Here is a 17,556-nt window from a genome sequence, read left to right on the forward strand (position 1 = left end):
CCCCTCTGGTGTGATGGGTTCATGACCACGACGACGGTGCGGAAGGTCCCCGCGGGGGAGGCGTCGAATGCTGACGCGCCTCGCGACTGGGATGCCCGCGTCCGTGCGGCGCTGGCCGAGAAGCGCGCGCTCACCCACGCCGGCGTCAGCGCGATGGGCGACGAGGATCTCGTCGCGCTGGGTAATGCGCTCGGCGTGGTCCGGCGTGACGCGGACCGCATGATGGCCGTCGTCGCCGCGGAGCAAGCCGAGCGCTCGCGGGCGAAGGCGAAGAAATTGGGCCTCGCGCGTCAACGGGGCAAGGGTGATGAGCGGGGGATCGTCTCAGGCCAGACCGGCGGCTCGGGCGCGGAGGCGACGAGGCTGATTGAGCTGGGGGAGACGCTGCGCGACGCGGAGAAAGCTCAGCGCGGCGACGACTCTGGGGCGCCGCAGGAGACGGCTCCTGACGCGCCTGCGCCCATGCCGGTGTTCCCCGAGGTCGCCCAGGCAGTGCAGGACGGAAGACTCAGTGTGGAGGCCTCCACGGCCATCATTCGCATGCTGAAGCGCGTGAGCTCGCGGGTGGATGCCGCGGCGCTGGCGACTGCCGAACATGATCTCGTGTCCTCATCGCGCTTCATGCGCTTGGAGCGCCTGCGCGACCTCATCACTCGCACGGAGCAGCGGCTGGACGCGCTGCATCTCGAGGAGCTCGCAAAGGAGCGGCGCGACCGGCGTTTCCTGCGCATCGGCGAGACTCCGGACGGCATGGTGAGCATCAATGGCCGGCTGGATCCGGAGAACGGCGCACCCCTCATGGCGGTCATGCACGTGATGGTGAACCAGCATTTCCGGCTGCGCGTCCGCATGAAGGAGGCGGCGAAGAAGGGGGAGTCCGTTGTCGTCGACGAACGCACGCCAGACCAGGTTCGGGCCGATGCCATGGGCGACTTCGCCCGCCACCTCCAGGGATGCGACGTCGACGTGCTGCCGCACGATCGGGCGCGCCTGGTGGTGCGCACCTCCCTGGAAGACCTTCGCAAAGGGCTGGGCGGGGCGTCCATCGATGGGCTCGCGGCGAACCTGGACGCCGGCGCCTTGCGCCGGGCCGCGGCGTCGGCGGGCATCATCCCGCAGGTACTCGGTGGAAAGTCCGAGCTTCTCGACCAGGGAGTCGAGAAGCGGCGCTTCACCCGCAAGCAGAAGATTGCTCTCGCGCAGCGCGATGGCGGGTGCGCGATGTGCGGAGCTCCGCCGTCATGGTGCGACGCTCACCATATTGATTACTGGTCCCACGGAGGGCTGACCGACCTGGCCAACGGAGTGCTTCTCTGCGTGCGGTGTCACCACGACGTCCACCGAGCAGAGTGGAAGATTGACGCCACTCCGACCGAGGTGTGGTTCACGCCACCCGCAGAGGTCGATCCGGCGAGGCGACGGCGGCCGGGAGGCAGACGACTCTTCGACGCGTATCCGCTGGAACCGCCGGAGCGCTCTGGACTGCCCGAGCGATCTGAATCGCTGATCTTGCCTCAGACCACGACCTCACCGGACCGAGGCGACCCCAATGAGGGTTCGCGCGAGTGCGCGCTTGCTATCCCGCAGCCGTATCTCGTCGGACGGGTAGAGGTCGAGCCGGAGGACGTCGAGGCCGCGTGGCTCGACGACGCGGGGGAGGGCTTCGCGGACGAGGCCTACGACGATGACCGCGAGGTGGCTCCCGCGACGCCCGGCGCATCAGCACGACGGCGCCTGGGCGAGATGTCCGCTCGGCGACCAGGATTAAGGGGCCAGTCCCGATCTGGACCACGAGCGAGGGCCCGTCGTCGCCGCAGTTGCGCGACGCGGCCGCCGCCGGCGCCCGCCTACACTCGCAGGCAACGAGGAGGGAGCTAGGCATGCATGAGATCACCTGCCCGCACTGCCACAAGGCGTTCACGGTCGACGAGGCCGGCTACGCCGACATCCTGAACCAGGTCCGTACCAAGGAGTTCGACGCCGAGCTGGAGAAGCGCTTGCATGCGGCCGATGCGGACAAGAAGTCCGCGGTCGAGCTCGCCAAGGCGCAGGCCGAGCAGGTGGCCCTGAAGGCCGCCACTGCCAAGGACGCCGAGATCCAGGAGCTGAAGTCAAGACTCGACGCCTCCGGAACGCAGCAGCAACTCGCGGTCGCCGAGGCGCTCAAGGCGATCGAGAAGGAGCGCGACTCCCTCGCGAGCGAGCTGTCGCAGGCGAAGGCGGCCTCGGCATCGGCCGCCGAACTCGCCGAGGCCAAGCTGGCCTCCGAGCTGCAGAAGGCCGTCGCGGCGCAGGAGTCCCAGATCGCCGACCTCAAGCACGCGCTCGAGAAGGCGAGCCTCGAGAAGTCGCACGCCGAGTCCTCGCTCAAGGAGAAGCACGCCGCCGAGCTCGCCTCGCGCGAGATCCAGATCAAGGACCGCGACGACGCCATCGAGCGGCTCAAGGACATGAAGGCGCGGCTGTCGACCAAGATGGTGGGCGAGACGCTCGAGCAGCACTGCGAGTACGAGTTCAACCGCATGCGCTCCATGGGCTTCCAGAACGCCTACTTCGAAAAGGACAACGACGCGTCCAGCGGCTCCAAGGGCGACTACATCTTCCGCGAGGCCGATGCCGAGGGCACCGAGGTCGTCTCGATCATGTTCGAGATGAAGAACGAGTCCGACACGACGGCGACCAAGCACAAGAACGAGGACTTCTTCAAGGAGCTCGACAAGGACCGCAAGGAGAAGGGCTGCGAGTACGCGGTGCTCGTGACTCTGCTGGAGCCCGACAACGAGCTGTATAACTCGGGCATCGTCGACGTCTCCCACCGCTACCCGAAGATGTATGTGGTGCGCCCCCAGTTCTTCATCCCCATCATCACGCTGCTACGCAACGCCGCCCAAAGCGCCCTGGCCTACAAGCAGGAGCTCGCGCTGGTGCGCGCCCAGAACATCGACATCACCAACTTCGAGTCTGAGCTCGAGGACTTCAAGGACCGCTTCGGCCGCAATTGGCGGCTGGCCTCGGACGGCTTCGAGGAGGCCGTCAAGCGCATCGACGAGGCCATCAAGGACCTCGAAAAGACCAAGCAGGCCCTGCACAAGTCCGCCAACAACCTGCGCCTGGCCAACGACAAGGCCGAGGACCTCACCATCAAGAAGCTCACCCGCGGCAACCCCACGATGGCCGCGAAGTTCGCGCAGCTCGAGGCGGGAGAGGGGCAGTAGCGGAGGTCCACACAGGGCGGGCATGTGGCGACCTCGCTAGAGGTGTCGGCGCGCCACGCCTGGCTCAGCGGCTCGTGCGAGCGGAGGGCCGCGTCGACGACGGCAAGCATGCCCGCCACCGCGACCACGCCGTCTTAGCCATCGCCACTCCGTGCGCAGGTGACGATCCAGTCGTTTGACCACCCGGGCGCGTCGTCGACGTGGCAGTCGACCGCGGTCCCGGTGAGGAGCACTCCAGGGGTGTCGTAGCCGCCGTCGAACTGGGTGCCGCGAGGGACGTACGAGAGCCACACGCCGGCATCGGCCTTCACCTCATCCACCCAGGCGCTGGCGGTGTCGTCGTTCTGGCGGGTCCACGCCATCTCATACGAGTCGTCCGGGTCGACACCCCGGATACGCAGCAGCAAGCGCTCGTAGCCGTCGCGCACGGAGTGGTCGCTCTGTGCCATGTCTTGCAAGAGGATCACGCCCGTGAAACCCGCCCACATGGCGATCAGAGTCCCGGCGATGACGCCGGTGGTCGCGAACCCCATGGAGAAGACTTGCTTTCCGGTTTCGGGGGAGCGCCAGCGCTTGATCTTGAAGTACCACAGCAGTGCGCCGATGCTCCACAGCATCCACACGGTGCCGAGCGCCGCGAGTGCCAGCCACGCGAGCGCCCAACGGTCCCAGGTGCTGGGCGCCCGTAGATCGGGGTCCTCGCGCGGCGGCACCACAACGCCCTGGGCGAGCGCGGGCAGCACCGCCGCATCCGCGTCCGGCGCCGGTGCGACCCGCGGCAGGGGACAGGTGACGCCGGTGGGCCAGTCGTCCCTCCAGGTGGAGTCCTCGCCGTCATCCCAGGTGGAGTCACACACAACTTCCGACTCCTCGTTGATGTCGAGGATGACGTCCTGGTCCCCGAAGGACCAATAGACCACGGCGCCATCGGGGTCGCGCCCGTAGACCCGGGCGGTCTCGTCGCCCACGCGGTTGTACTGAAGTACCTCGTCAGCCTGCGCCTCCCACGCCTTCGAGATCAGGACCTTGTGGGGGATCTCGGCGACCGGCGGAATCATCAGCACGAAGAATCCCAGGATCACGAGGGGAAGCCAGATCCAGTTCCCCGACCAGCGGCGCAAGGGCTTGATGAAGATGCCGAAGAGCAACAGCAAGGCTCCGGCACCTGCGATACAGCCGCCGACCGTGAAGACCCACTCGAGATCCGGTGTCTCCGGCACGGCGGTCGTCGCCGGTGACGGCACCAGGGGCGGCGGAATGACGTCGAGCGCGGCCGCGCCAAAGAGTAGTGCCCCCATGGCACGCACCCTAGCGGTAACGATGCGTGTGATCGCTCGGCCCGCCGACGGACGGGCGTGCCGTGCAACGGCATCCGTTTCGCCCGATTTCGACACTCTCAAAACTGGAACATCACGATTCCGTATCCCGACAGGAGGAATGCTCGCCGCGGTGGAAGAGTTGACGTGATGGCACGCAATCCCCAGACCTTGGAGGAAACGTGACAGTTCCAGAGCTCTCGCTCCGTGCAGTCCAGGCGCGCCCCGCGCACCGCAGCGTGGCACCCGCGCCCAGTGCGACATGGCTCGACGAGGCCGCGCCCGTCACCGATGAAAGCCCTACCGTCGCGCACGTGGCGCCGGCGCACACCGCGGCCACCCACCTGACGCCATGGGCGCGTTTTGACACGCGGGTGGGCGTCGACATCGCGTCCATGGTGGTGCGTGGAGCGGTCATCGGCGGCTTGCTCGCCCTGCTTTACGTCGCCCTCGCGGGAGGGTGGATCGGCATGGGCGCCGAGGCCCTGTCCACCTGGTGGGCGGGAGACATCGCACCGTACTTCGCGATCGACATCGTGCCCGACGCCGGGGGCGCGGGCGGTGTTCCCGCATCGGCCGGCTGAGGCTAGCCTCAAGGAATGACGGACTCGCCCGATACTCCCGCCCTGCGCGCCCTCGCGGACCTCGGTATCGACCACGAGGTCACGGTTCACGGCCCCGTACGCTCGCTCGAGGAGGCGGCCACGGCGCGGGGCGTCGAACCCTCGCAGGTCCTGAAGACCCTCGTGGTGCGCCGCGGAGAAGGTGACTTCCTCTTCGTCCTGGTGCCCGGCGATCGCCAGATCTCGTGGCCCAAGCTCCGCGAGCACCTGGGTGTTAGCCGCCTGTCCATGCCGGACAAGGACGTGGCACGCGACGTCACCGGCTACGAGCGCGGCACCATCACGCCCTTCGGCGCCACCACGGCCTGGCCGGTGGTCGCCGACCGGCTCATCGTGTCACGCGAGGGCCCGGTATCGATCGGCGGGGGAGCGCACGGCGTTGCCGCGTCACTTCACCCGTCGCAGCTTGTCGAGGTCCTCGACGCTGCCGTGGCCGACGTGACCGAGCCTGCCTAGCCGCTGTGGGCGATCGATAGCTCGCGTGGCGCGGTAACACGACCGCTACCCGCCAGACAGAGAGCTTCCTGTGCCCTGGGTCTGGTCATCATGCCTGGTCGTGCGCCATGATGGGGGTGCCGCGACGCGGGCTTGCCCACTCCCCCCGAGTGACCCGCGCCGCGGCCCTTTTCCCCCTTAGGGCCCTAGGTGACCTCAGACGAGAGTCGTTGTCGCGGCCGGGCTCCATTCGCTGAGTGACAATGAAGTACTGCCGCTTCCCCAGGGACCTCTCGTGGCGCTTGGCGGATGATGGCGGACCGCTGATGGCGCCGGCTTGTGGTGCCGCGACGTCGGGAGTCGGTGCGTGTCGTTCCGGCTCGTCGCTCCGTGGCGGCCTGTCGGTGGATCGGCGATGGAGGCCATCCGATCTCTGTCGGGGTGCACGTATGCACTGCGTGCGCACGTCCGTTGTCTCACTCTGAGCCCCCTCGCGTGAGTACTGCCCCGTTCGCGATGAGAGGGTTTCGCGAATGCCGTCGCCCTCGCCCCCGGTGTCACGACCGGGGCCCCCTCATCGGTCCTTTGACTCGACTCACGCTACACGGTCGTGACCGCTTTCGCGAGAGATTTGTCACACTTTGGTCGGAGATGGGCGTTTCGAAACCTGCCCGCAATGTGAGCTTTACTGACGCGTCACCGTGACCGGTTACAGTCCGTGCGCTACAGCGTGACGCGGGCGGGCTCCGCCTGGCCTGCGTCGATCCGGGCCAAGAACTCGCTGACCCGCTCCTCAAAGACATCGGCCGCATCGGCGTCGTAATCGCGCAACGTCGGGTCGACAAACAGGTGGCCCCGGTGCGGGTACGTGAAGACTTCGGCGTGTGGCGCCCCGCGACGCAGCGCATCGATGTCGTCCGTGGTGCACCAGTCGTCCGGGTCCGCCACATGGGTCTGGAGCGGGAGGTGTGCGGGCCACGGTCCGCCCAGGTGCTCCGGTGGCATGGCGCCGCCCATCAGCACGCACCCGCGGATGCCTCGGCGGTGCTGGGCAACCAACTGCGCCTGCATGGCTCCGAGCGAAAAGCCGATCACGACATCGGCCCCCGGATGTTTGCGGGCGGCCCGCATCCCGACGTGGGCAACGGCGTCGTGCCCAATGGTGTCGGCGTGACGCACGCCGTCCTCGTCATTGTCAAAGACCCGGCCCCCATAGGTGTCGGGGGTGTACACGGTGTGGCCACCGGCCCGCAGGCGATCCGCGAACGCACACAGCCCCTCCGTGAGGCCGCGTGCGTGGTGAAACAGCAGGATCTGCGCCATATGCCCAGTCTCGCGCCAGCGGCGCCCCTTCGCACGTCGAAAGGGCGCCGCTGGGTGCGCTTGCGCCGACCCGGCGATGACATCAGGCCTCGGTGGGCATCTCCGTCACCGCGAAGGGCTCCATGGTGGGGGCGTCCGAACCGCCCTCCGGCTCCTCCGTCAGGGCCACCGCAGCCATGTGGGCCACATCGACCTCCGAGACCGACATGTAGACGCCATCCTCGCGAGGAGTAAAGGTGGGCCCGGCCTGGATGGTGCCGTCCGCCATCACCAGCCACAGCTGGTACTCCTTGCCGTCGTCGGGCATGGCGGCCTCGGTTCCCATCAGTGCCACCGAGTTCATCTCGGAGCTCACCATGACCTTGCCGCTGCCGAGGCCGAGCGACACGGCCTCCATGTCCTCGGAGGCGGCGACGGACATGACGTCCTTCTCCATAGCGAGTTCGGCGGCACGGTCGGCACGGACATCGGCGATCATGACGCCGCCCACGACCAGCACCGCGGCCGCTGCCGCCGCTACCGGAGCGGCGATCCACCAGCGGCGACGCCGCGCGGCAGGGGAGAAGGTCAGCACGTCGGCGTCACCGCTGGCAGGTTCTGACGGCCCGGCGGGTGTCGGGCCTTTCGACGTCGTCGCGGAAGTCCCGGCGGGGTCGAGCACCGGCGGTAGCTGTGCGGTACGTGCAACCTCATCCATGACCCGTGCGTGGAGCGACGGCGGGGGAGCCGCAGCGTGGGAGTCGGCGAGGGCCTCGGTCGCGAGGGACAGTGACGCGACCTCCTCCTGGCAGTCGGCGCAGGTGGCGAGGTGGTCCTCGAAGGCGCTCAGCTCCGCGGGGTCGAGGGCGCCCACGGCATAGGGAGCCGCCAGCGTGTGTAGGTTCTCAGTCATCGCTCCACCCCCAGTGCGTCGCGTAGTTTGATTAAGCCGTCTCTGATGCGGGCCTTGCAGGTGCCCAGCGGGATATCGAGGGCGTGGGCCGCCTCCCGATGCGTGAAGCCCTTGTAGAAACACAGGTCGAGAGCCTCGCGCTGCCGCTCGGTGAGCTGCTGCAGCCCGGCCTTGACCCGTGCCGCTTGCCACTCGCCGTGCATCGTATCGACGACGTCTTCCGGTCCTTCGTGGTCGACGTCCGTTACAGCCGCATGGGTCTGGAGTCGTGTGGTGTGCGCCTGCTCCGAGCGCACGCGGTCCACGGCGCGGCGGTGTGCGATGGTGAGGATCCACGCCCGCGCCGAACCGGCCTGGCGGTCGAAACGGGCGGCGCGCCGCCACACCTCGACCAGCGCCTCTTGCGCCACGTCCTCGGCCATATCGCGGTCGCGCACGATGCGCAGGGCCAGCCCGAACACCGAGCCCGCGACGAGGCCGTAGAGCTCCTCGTAGGCGGCGCCGTCGCCCAGCGCCGTCCTCTCAAGCAAGGTCGCCATCCGTGCCCCCGGATCGTCCTCGGGCTTCGGCCCCGGGCGCATCGGTGGCGGGACGGCGCGCAAATGCCTGTCCATGCCGTCCTCCTGTCCGTCGGTCACGAGCCCTCCGTCGTGTGTCGATGCCGCTGATCGTCCGTCAGTCTGTCATCACAGCCCCCTCGTGGGGCCTGTCACGTGGTGTTCGGTGCGCGTGTCGTGGCGGATGGGTCGGCCCGACAGCGTCGCGCATCAGGTGTGGTGGCGGGCGCCACGCAAGGGGGGCGCACCGCAGCGGCGCCACCGGCCCGGGACGCGGAAGGAGCGGGGGCCGCCGATCATTCGGCCGCCCCCGCTCCATCGCGAATGGGTTGACTTAGCCCGTGGGCTCCATCGTGGACTCCATGCCCGGGTCCATGGTCGACCCCATCTCCTCGGACGGAGCGGTGGGGTCCTCGGCGGTCGTGTCGCCGCACGCGGCCAGGAACGATCCGCCCACCAGGATGACGGCGGGGATAGCTGCCTTACGAAGATCCATCGTCGGTTCCTCCTTCACGTCACGGGCCGCCTTGGCCCGTCACTGCCTCAACGGGTGAACCGTCCTCAGAAACTTCACAGGCTCGCCGCGCCCTCCGCGCCCCGCGTGCTTACCCGAACGTGAACGCGTATGCCTGCACGCCCGGAGTGAACTCCAGGATCATGACGTCGTCGAGCGGCGAGCCGACGTAGAGGTCGTAGAGGTCCGAGGTGCCGTCGACCTCGACGACCCGCTCGTAGTCCTGGTCGCCGCGCAGCGTCACGCGCACCTCGCCTTCACCCGCCATCACCAGGTGCACGTCCGCCGCGTAGAAGTTCAGCATCAGCATGGAGCCCTCGCCGGCCGCCTCGGCATACTCCTCGGTCACGGTCCACGGGCCGACGTAGGCGAAGTGGTCGGGCTGGGGGAAGGCATCGTGGCCGTAGTTGGCCGGTTCGTCCTCCACCACCTGCCCGGCGTTGTCGGCGTATTGCAGGCGTCCGTAGCCCAGGTAGGTCTCTTGGGTGCGCCCCTCGGTGTGGTTGCCGGCGTCCGCCTCCACAGTGGCGCCGCCGCTCATGCCCAGCAACTCCTGGATCAGCTGCTCGGTTTCGGCGTAGGCCCCCTCGCCGTAGTGGACCTGGCGCACCCTACCGTCCGTGTCGATCAGGTAGTGCGCCGGCCAGAAGCGCTGGCTCCATTCGCGCCACGTCTCGAAGTCGTTGTCGATGGCGATGGGGTAATCAATCCCGTAGCGCTCGGCCGCATCCGCGACGTTCGACACGTCCTTCTCGAACGCGAACTCGGGGGAGTGAACGCCGATGATCGTGAGCCCCGCGTCGCGGTATTTCTCGTCCCACGCGGTCAGGTATGGGAAGGTGCGCTGGCAGTTAATGCAGGAGTAGGTCCAAAAATCGATCAGCACGGGGCCGTCGAGGTCGTCCAACGAGAGCGCCTCCCCGTCCGCCGTGTTGAGCCACTCCTGGATGCCGACCAGGTCGCGCGCGGGCCCGCAGTCCTGCAGCACACCGGGATCCCCGGCCTCGCACTCGTCGAAGGTGAGGGCGTCGCCCGAGGCGGCCGTGGCATCGGCCGCATCCGAGCGCCCGGTGAGATCGTCCAACTCGGAACGCACGGCGTCGTTATCCTCGATCGCCGACTGGGCATCGGCCAACACCCCTGGCACCCAGCGCTGAAGAGGCTCGGCCACGTTGGTGGCAATGACCAGGGCCGTCGCGACGAGCACCACGCCGGAGCCGATCCTGATGGCCCGCAGGTGCTCGCGCACCCACCGAATCCGCGAGCCCATCGCCTGGCCAGCGACCCCGAACGCCAGCAGCGGGATCGCGATGCCGACCGAGAACGCGAGGGTGAGGCCCACGAGGCCCCACGACAACCCGTTGGTCGCCGCGAGCACGGTAATCGACGCGAGGATGGGCCCCGCGCACGGCACGAACACCAACCCGAGCGCCAGGCCCATCACGAAGCCGTTACCGTCGCGATCCATCTTCAGCGGCCGGATGCGTTCAAACGGGCGCTGCAGCAGTTCACCCAGTGGCTCGATGGCGAGCCCCAGGCCCACCACGGCGAGCACGACGATGCCGGTCCACCTCAGGAGCGCGTCGGGCAGCCCGAGCGACGACAGCAGGATGCCGCCGAGCAGGGTGAAGAACGCGAAGCTCGTCACGAGCCCGCCGACCACCACGAGCGGGCGCCGGCGCGAGCGCGCGCCGTCCTGGATCGACGACGTGAGGATCGCCGGCAGCACCGGTAGCACGCACGGGCTGAGGGCCGTGATGATGCCCGACACCAGGCCGACGGCGACAAGGGTGATCATGCGAGGCATTCGTTGCGGCCGATGCCGCGGTTGGGTCGTGCGCCAGACCTCACCGATAGCCTGGCGGTATGACCGTGGGATTCGTGTTGGGCGGCGGCGGGGTGCGCGGCGCCACCGAGGTGGGCATGCTGCGCGCGCTGTTCGAGGCCGGCGTGACACCGGACCTCATCGTCGGCACGAGCATCGGCGCCCTCAACGGCGCCGCGGTGGCCCACGACCCGAGCCCCAGCGTGATCGCCACGCTGGAGGCGGCGTGGAACTCGCCCACGGCATCGGCCATCTATGGCGAATGGTGGCCGCGTCAGCTGCGACGGCTCGCGCAGTCCAAGACTCATCTGAACAATCCTGCCCCGCTGCGCGACATGATCGTGGATCTCGTGGGGGAGGATGCGACGTTCGAGGCGCTTGCCGTGCCGTTTGCGGTGTGTGCGGCCTCGATCGAACGCGCCGCCGAGACGTGGTTCGACACGGGCCCCGTGATCGACGCGGTGCTCGCCTCGGCCTCCGTGCCCGCGGCGCTGCCCCCCACGGTCATCGACGGCGAGCACTACGTCGACGGCGGCATCGTGAACTCCATCCCGCTCGGCGAGGCGATCCGGCGGGGCGCCGACGAGGTGTTCGTGTTGCAGGTGGGACGCATCGAGGAGTCGTTGGAGGCGCCTCAGAAGCCCTCGGACGTCGCCAAGATTGCCTTCGAGATCTCGCGGCGCCACCGGTTCGCGAGGGATATGGCCGATGTCCCCGCTGGGGTCCGTGTGCACGTCCTGCCTTACGGAGGTGCTCAGGACGGAGACGAAAAGCTGGGCGCGTTTCGCCGGCTCGATACGGTGGGGGCACGCATGGAGGCGGCGTACACGGCGACCGCCGCGTACCTGGAGGAAGCAGGGGTGACGCGCGGGTGAGACGCTACTGGAGGCTGCCGCCCGTGTGGGTGCGCCGTTGCGTGATCGCCCCCGCCATCGTCCTCCTGGCGTTCGTGTGGCTACCCATGACGGCATGGCTCGTCGTGGTCGTCGCCGGTGTGGTGGCGTGGGCGCTGCCTGGCCGCGTGCGCATCCTGCGCGTGATCTTCATGGCGGGGCTGTATTTGCTGTGGGACGCGCTCGCGCTGGTGTGGATGCTGGGGCTGTGGGTGATCTCCGGGTTCGGCTGGAAGGTCAACTCGCCATGGTTTCAGCGCCAGCACTACGCGCTCGCGGGCACCATGCTGCGCTCGCTGTTCCGAGCCGCCAAGTGGACGCTGCGCCTGGACATCGACACCGAGCAATGGGATGTGGACGCCGTCGCGGTGGGACGGCCCCTCATCGTCGTCTCGCGCCATGCGGGACCCGGTGACTCGTTCATCATCGTCGAGTCCCTGATCAATCGGTTCCAGCGCGAGCCGGCCATCGTGCTGAAGGACACCCTGCAGTGGGACCCGGCGGTCGACGTGCTGCTGAACCGCGTGCCCACTCGGTTCGTGGCGCCGCGGCGCTCACGGAAGCGGGGCGCTCCCGGCGGGGCGCTGTCCATCGCCTCCATGGCAAGTGAGCTCGAGGCCGAGGACGCCCTGCTGATCTTCCCCGAGGGCGCGAATGCGACTCCCGGGCGCCGCGCCAAGCGCATCGCACAGTTACGCGCGGCGGGCAGGGAGGCCCTCGCCGAGCGTGCCGAGTCCATGCCGCACGTCATGCCGCCGCATCCCGGCGGCGTGCTGGCCGCCATCGAGGCGTGCCCCGAGGCCGCCGTGATGGTCGTCGCGCACACCGGCCTCGAGAGGCTCTCGACCGTCGCCGACGTGTGGCGCGAGCTGCCCGTCGATAAGAAGATCACCCTCAAGGGCTGGACCGCGCTGCCCGAGGAGATTCCGGCCGGTCGCGACGCACGCGAGGCGTGGCTGTACGACTGGTGGGAGCGGGTGGACGACTGGATCGATGACCACCAGCCCGAGCCGCTCGAGCCTCGCCGCGTGCGGGCCGGACGCGGCACGCATGCGGGAGGAGGAGAACATGGCTGAGTCGTTCGCGGCCCGCGCGCGGGAGTTCGTCCGCGACGGCCGATGGGGCATGGTCGCCGTGCAGGGGCTGATGTTCCTCGCCGTGGCGGTGACGGCGCTGCTGCCCGCCCCCGGCCCGGACTTCCCCCAGTCGCTGTGGGTGTCGCTCGTGCTTGTGGTGGTGGGCTCGGCCGGCGTGCTGTGGACTGGGAGGTCATTGGGTGGCTCGCTCACGCCGTCGCCGGTGCCCAACGGCGTGGGGCTCGTGGGCTCGGGCCTGTATCGCTGGGTGCGCCATCCGATGTACACCGCGCTCGTCATCATCTGCCTCGGCGTCGCGGTGGGCTCCGGGAACTGGACCTGCTACCTCGCGGTGGCCGCGCTCGACGTGTTCTTCGAGATCAAGACGCGCGCCGAGGAACGCTACCTACGGGTCGCCTACCCCGGGTATGACGCCTACGCGGCGCGCACCGGGAAGTTCCTGCCGGGACTGGGCAAGGCGAGGTAATCGGCGCCAGCGGTGGTGTCCGAAAAGACCGACAGGCCTCGTATGTCGCCGGTAGAGTGTCCGTATGGGAACGGACCGCGCGCGACTCTTGCTTCACCCGGTGCGGATGCGCGTCGTCATCGCCTTGAGCGGCGAGGAGCTCACCACGCGCGACCTCCAGAAGATCATGCCGGAGGTCCCGCAGGCCTCCCTGTACCGCGCTATCTCGCAGCTCCACGAGGCCGGCGTGATCGAGGTCGTCAGCTCCGAACGCCGCGGCGGTGCCATGGAGCGCACCTACCGCGCCGTGCCGCGCGAGAGCATCATGACGCAAGAGGAGTTCACGTCCGGCACCGCCGAGGAATTCCTCGCGACCATCCAGGCCTTCGCCGACCAGATCGTGTCCACCACCGCCCGGTTCGTCGCCTCACACGAGGACGGCTCGTGGAAGAAGTCGCGCTTCTCCGTGCGTCACGGTATGAGCTGGCTCACTGAGGCCGAGCGTAACGACCTGACCGGGGAGCTGGCGGCACTCTTCGCGAAGTATGAGGATCGCCCTCGCCGCGACGGTACCGAGCGCGTCGAGATCAACGTCGCGGTCGTCCCGGACGTCTCACCCGGGCTTTAGCCGCACCGCCGCGGGGTGGGGCGGCCTCGCTAGCGCATGTACAGCGCGCGGTCGAGCGGCACGGAGGACGTGCTGGCGGCCTGACGCCAGCGCTCCTCGGCTTCGTGACGGTGTGCGGCGGCCTCTTGACGGTCGGCATCGGACAGCTCACGCTGACGTAGACGCCACTCGCGGCGGCGCTGCTGCACCTCGTACATGCTCACGCGCGCCATGCGGATGTGGCGTGGCACCGACAGCATGACGAGGGTGCGGCGGTCCACCGTCGCGACGACCACGCCGGCGGCCGCGGTGAGCACCAGCGAGAACCACGGCAGCACGGCCGTGGAGAACGTCGCGACGACCCAGGCACCCACGATGGGCCCGAGTGCGGAACCCGCGTTGGCGGTAGACGTGTAGACCCCGCCGGCGAGGTCGGTGCGCACGGGCGCGTGACGCATTGCCCAGTTGAGCAACGCGGCGACGAGCACGGCCCAGCCGGAGGACAGCAGCACCTGCGCGGCGATGGCCGACCACGGCTGGGCCAGCGCGAGCACCACCCAGGCCAGCGCGAGGATCGCGCTGCCGACCGCCACGGTGCGCACCGCGTGACGGGCAAGGAACGGGCCGATGGCCAGCGTGGTCCCCACGGCCAGCAGGCCGCCGATGGCGAACAGCACCGGCACCATCCCGGAAGGCAGGCTCGACACGCCCGTGTAGTACGGGACTACATAGGTCCACGTGGTGCTCATCGACACCGAGACCAGGAAGGCCACCGCGAGGACGCGGATGAAGGCGTTGCGGTTCGGAAGGTCGCCCAGGACGGCCGGACCGCCCGTGGAGCCGCGCGAGGCCGGCAGCGACAGAGCGAGCGCCACGGTGACGACGACGCCGGTGGCCACGAGCGCGAAGAACGGCAGCCGCCAGCCGATCGCGGCGCCCATCACCGTGACCACGGGCGTCCCGAGTACTCCCGCCGCCGCGGAGCCCAGCATGATGCCCGTCACGGAGCGTGCCCGCAGGTGAGGCGCGAACAGGCTCGCCGCGGTGGGAGCGACCATCGCCCAGAACAGGGCGTGCGCGCCCGCGGACAGCACGCGGCCCACGGCCAGCACCTCGATGCTCGGCGCGGCCGCCGCCACCCCGACCCCCACGGTCCACACCGCGAAGGCCGCCGTCAGCGCCACGCGGCGGCTCACGCGTTTGGTCGCGAGCGCGAGCGGTACCGCCGCCGCGACGACCGTCAGGGCAAACGCCGTGGCGAGCAGCCCGACGGTCGCGACCGAGACGCCCAGCCCCTCGGCGATGGCGGGTGTGAGCGCGACAACGGCACCCTCGTTCACGCCGGCGGCGAACGCCCCGAACGCGAGCACCATCATCGCGATGCGTGCCCGCCGCGGGGTGAGCGAGAGGGCGGCCTCGTCACGCTCGGCGGCCAGCGGCTCATCGAGGACGACGGCCTCGGGCGAGCCTCCCAGGACCGGCAGCGAGAACGTCGTGGGCTCGGGGTCATACACGGGCACGGGTGCCCAGACGTCGTCGTCAGCGAGCGTGTCCTCGTCGCTCGGCTCGCCCTCTGCGGCGGGTCCGGCCTCGGAGCCGGGGGCGGCGTCCTCGTCCTCGCTTGGCGTCGCAAACGACCACGTGCCGCCGCCGTGCTCCTCGGCCCACGCCTCCTCCTCGCCCAGGAGGGGCAGGTCGAGCGTCATGGTCAGCGCATCGGCCGGCGGCTCATAGGTGTCCGCCGTGGTGTCCGGCTCGTCCGGCGTCCCATCCTGCGGGGCGCGAGGGTCGCTCACGGGGCCTCCTTTTCCACGACCGATGACCCCTCTCACCAGGCGCGACAGAGCCAGCCGAGTGACGAGGGGAACGTTCCCCTGAGCCAACTATGGCGCACCCTCAGATGTTCCTGCCAGCAGGCCGAGCCCGGCCACACCCGCGCCGTGGCGACATGCTCCGGTGAGGCCCGGAGTCGACCGCCTACGTCATGGGCCCCATCACGTGAATCCAGTTGCCTGCGGGGTCCTTGAACCAGGCCATGTCGGGCATGTCGCCGTCGGGGTCACGCGCGATCCCGTCCTCATCGCACCAGTCGAGGCGCTCAAGCGGCACGTCCCGCTCCGCGAGTTGGCGCACGGTCGCGGCGACGTCGCCGACCGTGAACATGAGCACGGTGTGACTCGCGGGCGTGTGGTCCTCTTTTTCATAGATCAGCGTGGTGCCGCCGCCGGGCAGGTGGAGCCGGAGCATGGGGCCGCCGGCGTCGAACTCCTCACCGTCGAGGCCAAGGGTGTCGAGGTAGAACGTCGCCGCCTTCGCCACGGAGTCGGTGGAGAAGGCGCTGGACGCGGTGCTGTGGTCAAGCATGGGGACCTCCCGAGGTGCGTCGTTGCCGTGACCTCCAGTGTGCGCTCGTCGCGCGCGGCGCGCGCGACGTGTCACCATGTGCGCTGTGATCCTTCGCTTGGGGCTCGCCCTGAGCGCCCTGACGGCCCTCGCGTACGCCTTCGGCGTCCTGACGGCCGATGCCGTGGTGGCGACCATGCACCGGACCGCCCCGGTACTCGCCTTTGCGGCGGCGATCACGGTGGTGGCCGACGTCGCCGCGCGCGCCGGCGTCTTCGAGTCGGCGGCCCATGGGGTGACGCGCGCGGCCCGCGGCAGCCGGCGGCGCCTCTTTGCCCTGGTGATCCTCGTCGCCGTGGTGTGTACGGCCTTCTTGTCGCTCGACACCACGGCCGTGCTGCTCACGCCGGTCGTGGTCGTGATGGCGCGCCGCACCGGGTCCGCGGTCCTTCCGTTCGCTCTCGCGACCGTGTGGCTCGCGAACACCGCCTCCCTGACGCTGCCCGTGTCCAACCTCACGAACCTGCTGGCCGTAGACGCCCTGGGAGACCCGAGCCCTGCGACGTGGTTGCGGGACGTCGCGCCCGCCGGGGCGGCGACCATCGCCGTCACCGTGGTGGCGCTCGCGGTCGTGTCCCGCGGCACCGTCGCCGGTCGATTCGCGCAGCCCGTCCTCGAGGCGCCGCGCGACACGGTCCTGTGGCGCGCGTGCGCCACGGTGCTCGCCGTCGCACTGCCCGCGCTGCTCCTGCCGGTCGAGCCGTGGATCCCGGCGACGGTAGCCGCTGTCGTCATGAGCGTGGCCGCGTGGGCGCGTCGCGACCAGGGGGCGCCCTTCCGCGCCTGGTGGCGTGACGTCCCGTGGGCGGTGCTCGTGTTCGCCGCGGGACTGTTCGGGGCGGCGGCCGCCGTCCACGCCGCTCTCGCGGACGTGCTCGCGGTGCCCGAGCTCGGCTCGGGGACGGGAGCCATCCTCGCGACCGCGGGCGCGGGGCTGGTGGGCGCGAACGCGATCGACAACCTGCCAGCTTTCTTGCTGCTCGAGCCGCTGGGCTCGACCCCGGCGCTGCTGACCGCGCTTCTCGTGGGCGTCAACGCGGGCCCGCTCATCACGCCGTGGGCGTCGCTCGCGACGTTGCTGTGGCATCGTCAGTTGGTGGCGGCGGGGGTGGAGGTGCCGTGGCGGCGCTACGTCCTGTACGGCGCCGTGCTGGCGCCCGCCGCGGTGGTGGCCGGCGCTGCGGTGGTGATCATCACCACGGGATAACGGTGACCTCGCCGCCCGGCCGCGGCATCGGCCCTCGTCTGTCGTACACTTAACGCACCAGCGTCGACCCGGCCATCACCGGTGAGCTTGCGGAAGAAAGGGATGCGCAGTTGACGGCGTCCCCAGTAGAACCGCACGGGCAGCCCGTCACAGCGGCGTCTTCGTGGCAGCGGAGGCATGAGTGGCACTCGTCAGGGTGCAAGC

At 69.5% G+C, this 17,556-nt stretch carries 17 protein-coding genes; 9 read left to right on the forward strand and 8 right to left on the reverse strand.

The window, feature by feature from the left end; translation table 11 throughout:
• Positions 1 to 21 precede the first annotated feature (21 nt).
• The gene (locus tag B7K24_RS08140) at positions 22 to 1,878 is read left to right on the forward strand and encodes an HNH endonuclease signature motif containing protein (protein WP_084129848.1); all 1,857 of its coding nucleotides are present in this window, start codon (positions 22 to 24) and stop codon (positions 1,876 to 1,878) included.
• A gap of 2 nt (positions 1,879 to 1,880) precedes the next feature.
• The gene (locus tag B7K24_RS08145; protein WP_084129849.1) at positions 1,881 to 3,215 is read left to right on the forward strand and encodes a DUF2130 domain-containing protein; all 1,335 of its coding nucleotides are present in this window, start codon (positions 1,881 to 1,883) and stop codon (positions 3,213 to 3,215) included.
• 134 nt (positions 3,216 to 3,349) lie between these two features.
• Here the strand turns inward: B7K24_RS08145 and B7K24_RS08150 are convergent, their stop codons facing one another.
• A complete protein-coding gene (locus B7K24_RS08150; protein ID WP_084129850.1) occupies positions 3,350 to 4,513 on the reverse strand; it encodes a hypothetical protein in 1,164 nt (387 codons plus the stop codon).
• Between the two features lie 200 nt (positions 4,514 to 4,713).
• Between B7K24_RS08150 and B7K24_RS08155 the strand changes: the two genes are divergently transcribed.
• On the forward strand, positions 4,714 to 5,115 hold the full coding sequence (locus B7K24_RS08155) for a hypothetical protein (protein WP_084129851.1): 402 nt from the start codon (positions 4,714 to 4,716) through the stop codon (positions 5,113 to 5,115).
• 15 nt (positions 5,116 to 5,130) lie between these two features.
• Positions 5,131 to 5,610, forward strand: a complete 480-nt coding sequence (locus B7K24_RS08160) for an aminoacyl-tRNA deacylase (RefSeq protein ID WP_084129852.1) — start codon at positions 5,131 to 5,133, stop codon at positions 5,608 to 5,610.
• Between the two features lie 702 nt (positions 5,611 to 6,312).
• On the opposite strand, the gene B7K24_RS08165 is transcribed toward B7K24_RS08160, so the two are convergent.
• The 5 genes from B7K24_RS08165 to B7K24_RS08180 form a co-directional block, all read right to left on the reverse strand.
• Positions 6,313 to 6,912: a dienelactone hydrolase family protein gene (locus B7K24_RS08165; protein WP_084129853.1), complete on the reverse strand. Its 600-nt coding sequence runs from the start codon at positions 6,910 to 6,912 to the stop codon at positions 6,313 to 6,315.
• An 82-nt stretch (positions 6,913 to 6,994) separates the two neighbouring features.
• Positions 6,995 to 7,804, reverse strand: a complete 810-nt coding sequence (locus B7K24_RS08170) for an anti-sigma factor (RefSeq protein WP_084129854.1) — start codon at positions 7,802 to 7,804, stop codon at positions 6,995 to 6,997.
• Positions 7,801 to 8,442, reverse strand: coding sequence for a sigma-70 family RNA polymerase sigma factor (locus tag B7K24_RS08175; protein ID WP_234986634.1), 642 nt, complete (start codon positions 8,440 to 8,442; stop codon positions 7,801 to 7,803). The genes B7K24_RS08170 and B7K24_RS08175 overlap by 4 nt, the downstream gene beginning before the upstream one ends.
• Positions 8,443 to 8,695: 253 nt before the next feature.
• Positions 8,696 to 8,857, reverse strand: coding sequence for a hypothetical protein (locus tag B7K24_RS13460; protein ID WP_159449191.1), 162 nt, complete (start codon positions 8,855 to 8,857; stop codon positions 8,696 to 8,698).
• 109 nt (positions 8,858 to 8,966) lie between these two features.
• On the reverse strand, positions 8,967 to 10,673 hold the full coding sequence (locus B7K24_RS08180; protein WP_159449192.1) for a cytochrome c biogenesis protein CcdA: 1,707 nt from the start codon (positions 10,671 to 10,673) through the stop codon (positions 8,967 to 8,969).
• A 68-nt stretch (positions 10,674 to 10,741) separates the two neighbouring features.
• Between B7K24_RS08180 and B7K24_RS08185 the strand changes: the two genes are divergently transcribed.
• The 4 genes from B7K24_RS08185 to B7K24_RS08200 all read left to right on the forward strand — a co-directional run bounded on the left by B7K24_RS08185 (position 10,742) and on the right by B7K24_RS08200 (position 13,763).
• Positions 10,742 to 11,575 (forward strand): patatin-like phospholipase family protein, encoded by an 834-nt coding sequence (locus B7K24_RS08185; RefSeq protein WP_084129856.1) that lies wholly within the window; start codon positions 10,742 to 10,744, stop codon positions 11,573 to 11,575.
• A gap of 41 nt (positions 11,576 to 11,616) precedes the next feature.
• A complete protein-coding gene (locus tag B7K24_RS08190) occupies positions 11,617 to 12,669 on the forward strand; it encodes a 1-acyl-sn-glycerol-3-phosphate acyltransferase (RefSeq protein WP_234986635.1) in 1,053 nt (350 codons plus the stop codon).
• Positions 12,662 to 13,156 (forward strand): isoprenylcysteine carboxylmethyltransferase family protein, encoded by a 495-nt coding sequence (locus B7K24_RS08195; RefSeq protein WP_159449193.1) that lies wholly within the window; start codon positions 12,662 to 12,664, stop codon positions 13,154 to 13,156. The genes B7K24_RS08190 and B7K24_RS08195 overlap by 8 nt, the downstream gene beginning before the upstream one ends.
• Before the next feature lie 64 nt (positions 13,157 to 13,220).
• A complete protein-coding gene (locus tag B7K24_RS08200; RefSeq protein WP_084129858.1) occupies positions 13,221 to 13,763 on the forward strand; it encodes a helix-turn-helix domain-containing protein in 543 nt (180 codons plus the stop codon).
• 29 nt (positions 13,764 to 13,792) lie between these two features.
• Here B7K24_RS08200 and B7K24_RS08205 read toward each other — a convergent pair whose 3' ends face one another.
• Positions 13,793 to 15,538, reverse strand: a complete 1,746-nt coding sequence (locus B7K24_RS08205; RefSeq protein ID WP_084129859.1) for an MFS transporter — start codon at positions 15,536 to 15,538, stop codon at positions 13,793 to 13,795.
• Positions 15,539 to 15,719: 181 nt separating this feature from the next.
• On the reverse strand, positions 15,720 to 16,106 hold the full coding sequence (locus tag B7K24_RS08210; RefSeq protein WP_084130027.1) for a VOC family protein: 387 nt from the start codon (positions 16,104 to 16,106) through the stop codon (positions 15,720 to 15,722).
• A 76-nt stretch (positions 16,107 to 16,182) separates the two neighbouring features.
• Between B7K24_RS08210 and B7K24_RS08215 the strand changes: the two genes are divergently transcribed.
• Entirely contained in the window at positions 16,183 to 17,352 is a 1,170-nt protein-coding gene (locus B7K24_RS08215) for an SLC13 family permease (RefSeq protein WP_084129860.1), read from the forward strand.
• The last annotated feature ends 204 nt before the right edge of the window (positions 17,353 to 17,556 follow it).

The organism is Demequina sp. NBRC 110055, assembly GCF_002090135.1.
GTDB lineage: Bacteria > Actinomycetota > Actinomycetes > Actinomycetales > Demequinaceae > Demequina.

Coding starts and splice junctions, on each gene's coding strand:
- B7K24_RS08140 (WP_084129848.1), top strand. CDS start 22: ATGACCACGACGACGGTGCGGAAGGTCCCCGCGGGGGAGGCGTCGAAT.
- B7K24_RS08145 (WP_084129849.1), top strand. CDS start 1,881: ATGCATGAGATCACCTGCCCGCACTGCCACAAGGCGTTCACGGTCGAC.
- B7K24_RS08150 (WP_084129850.1), bottom strand. CDS start 4,513: ATGGGGGCACTACTCTTTGGCGCGGCCGCGCTCGACGTCATTCCGCCG.
- B7K24_RS08160 (WP_084129852.1), top strand. CDS start 5,131: ATGACGGACTCGCCCGATACTCCCGCCCTGCGCGCCCTCGCGGACCTC.
- B7K24_RS08165 (WP_084129853.1), bottom strand. CDS start 6,912: ATGGCGCAGATCCTGCTGTTTCACCACGCACGCGGCCTCACGGAGGGG.
- B7K24_RS08170 (WP_084129854.1), bottom strand. CDS start 7,804: ATGACTGAGAACCTACACACGCTGGCGGCTCCCTATGCCGTGGGCGCC.
- B7K24_RS13460 (WP_159449191.1), bottom strand. CDS start 8,857: ATGGATCTTCGTAAGGCAGCTATCCCCGCCGTCATCCTGGTGGGCGGA.
- B7K24_RS08180 (WP_159449192.1), bottom strand. CDS start 10,673: ATGATCACCCTTGTCGCCGTCGGCCTGGTGTCGGGCATCATCACGGCC.
- B7K24_RS08185 (WP_084129856.1), top strand. CDS start 10,742: ATGACCGTGGGATTCGTGTTGGGCGGCGGCGGGGTGCGCGGCGCCACC.
- B7K24_RS08195 (WP_159449193.1), top strand. CDS start 12,662: ATGGCTGAGTCGTTCGCGGCCCGCGCGCGGGAGTTCGTCCGCGACGGC.
- B7K24_RS08200 (WP_084129858.1), top strand. CDS start 13,221: ATGGGAACGGACCGCGCGCGACTCTTGCTTCACCCGGTGCGGATGCGC.
- B7K24_RS08210 (WP_084130027.1), bottom strand. CDS start 16,106: ATGCTTGACCACAGCACCGCGTCCAGCGCCTTCTCCACCGACTCCGTG.
- B7K24_RS08215 (WP_084129860.1), top strand. CDS start 16,183: ATGTGCGCTGTGATCCTTCGCTTGGGGCTCGCCCTGAGCGCCCTGACG.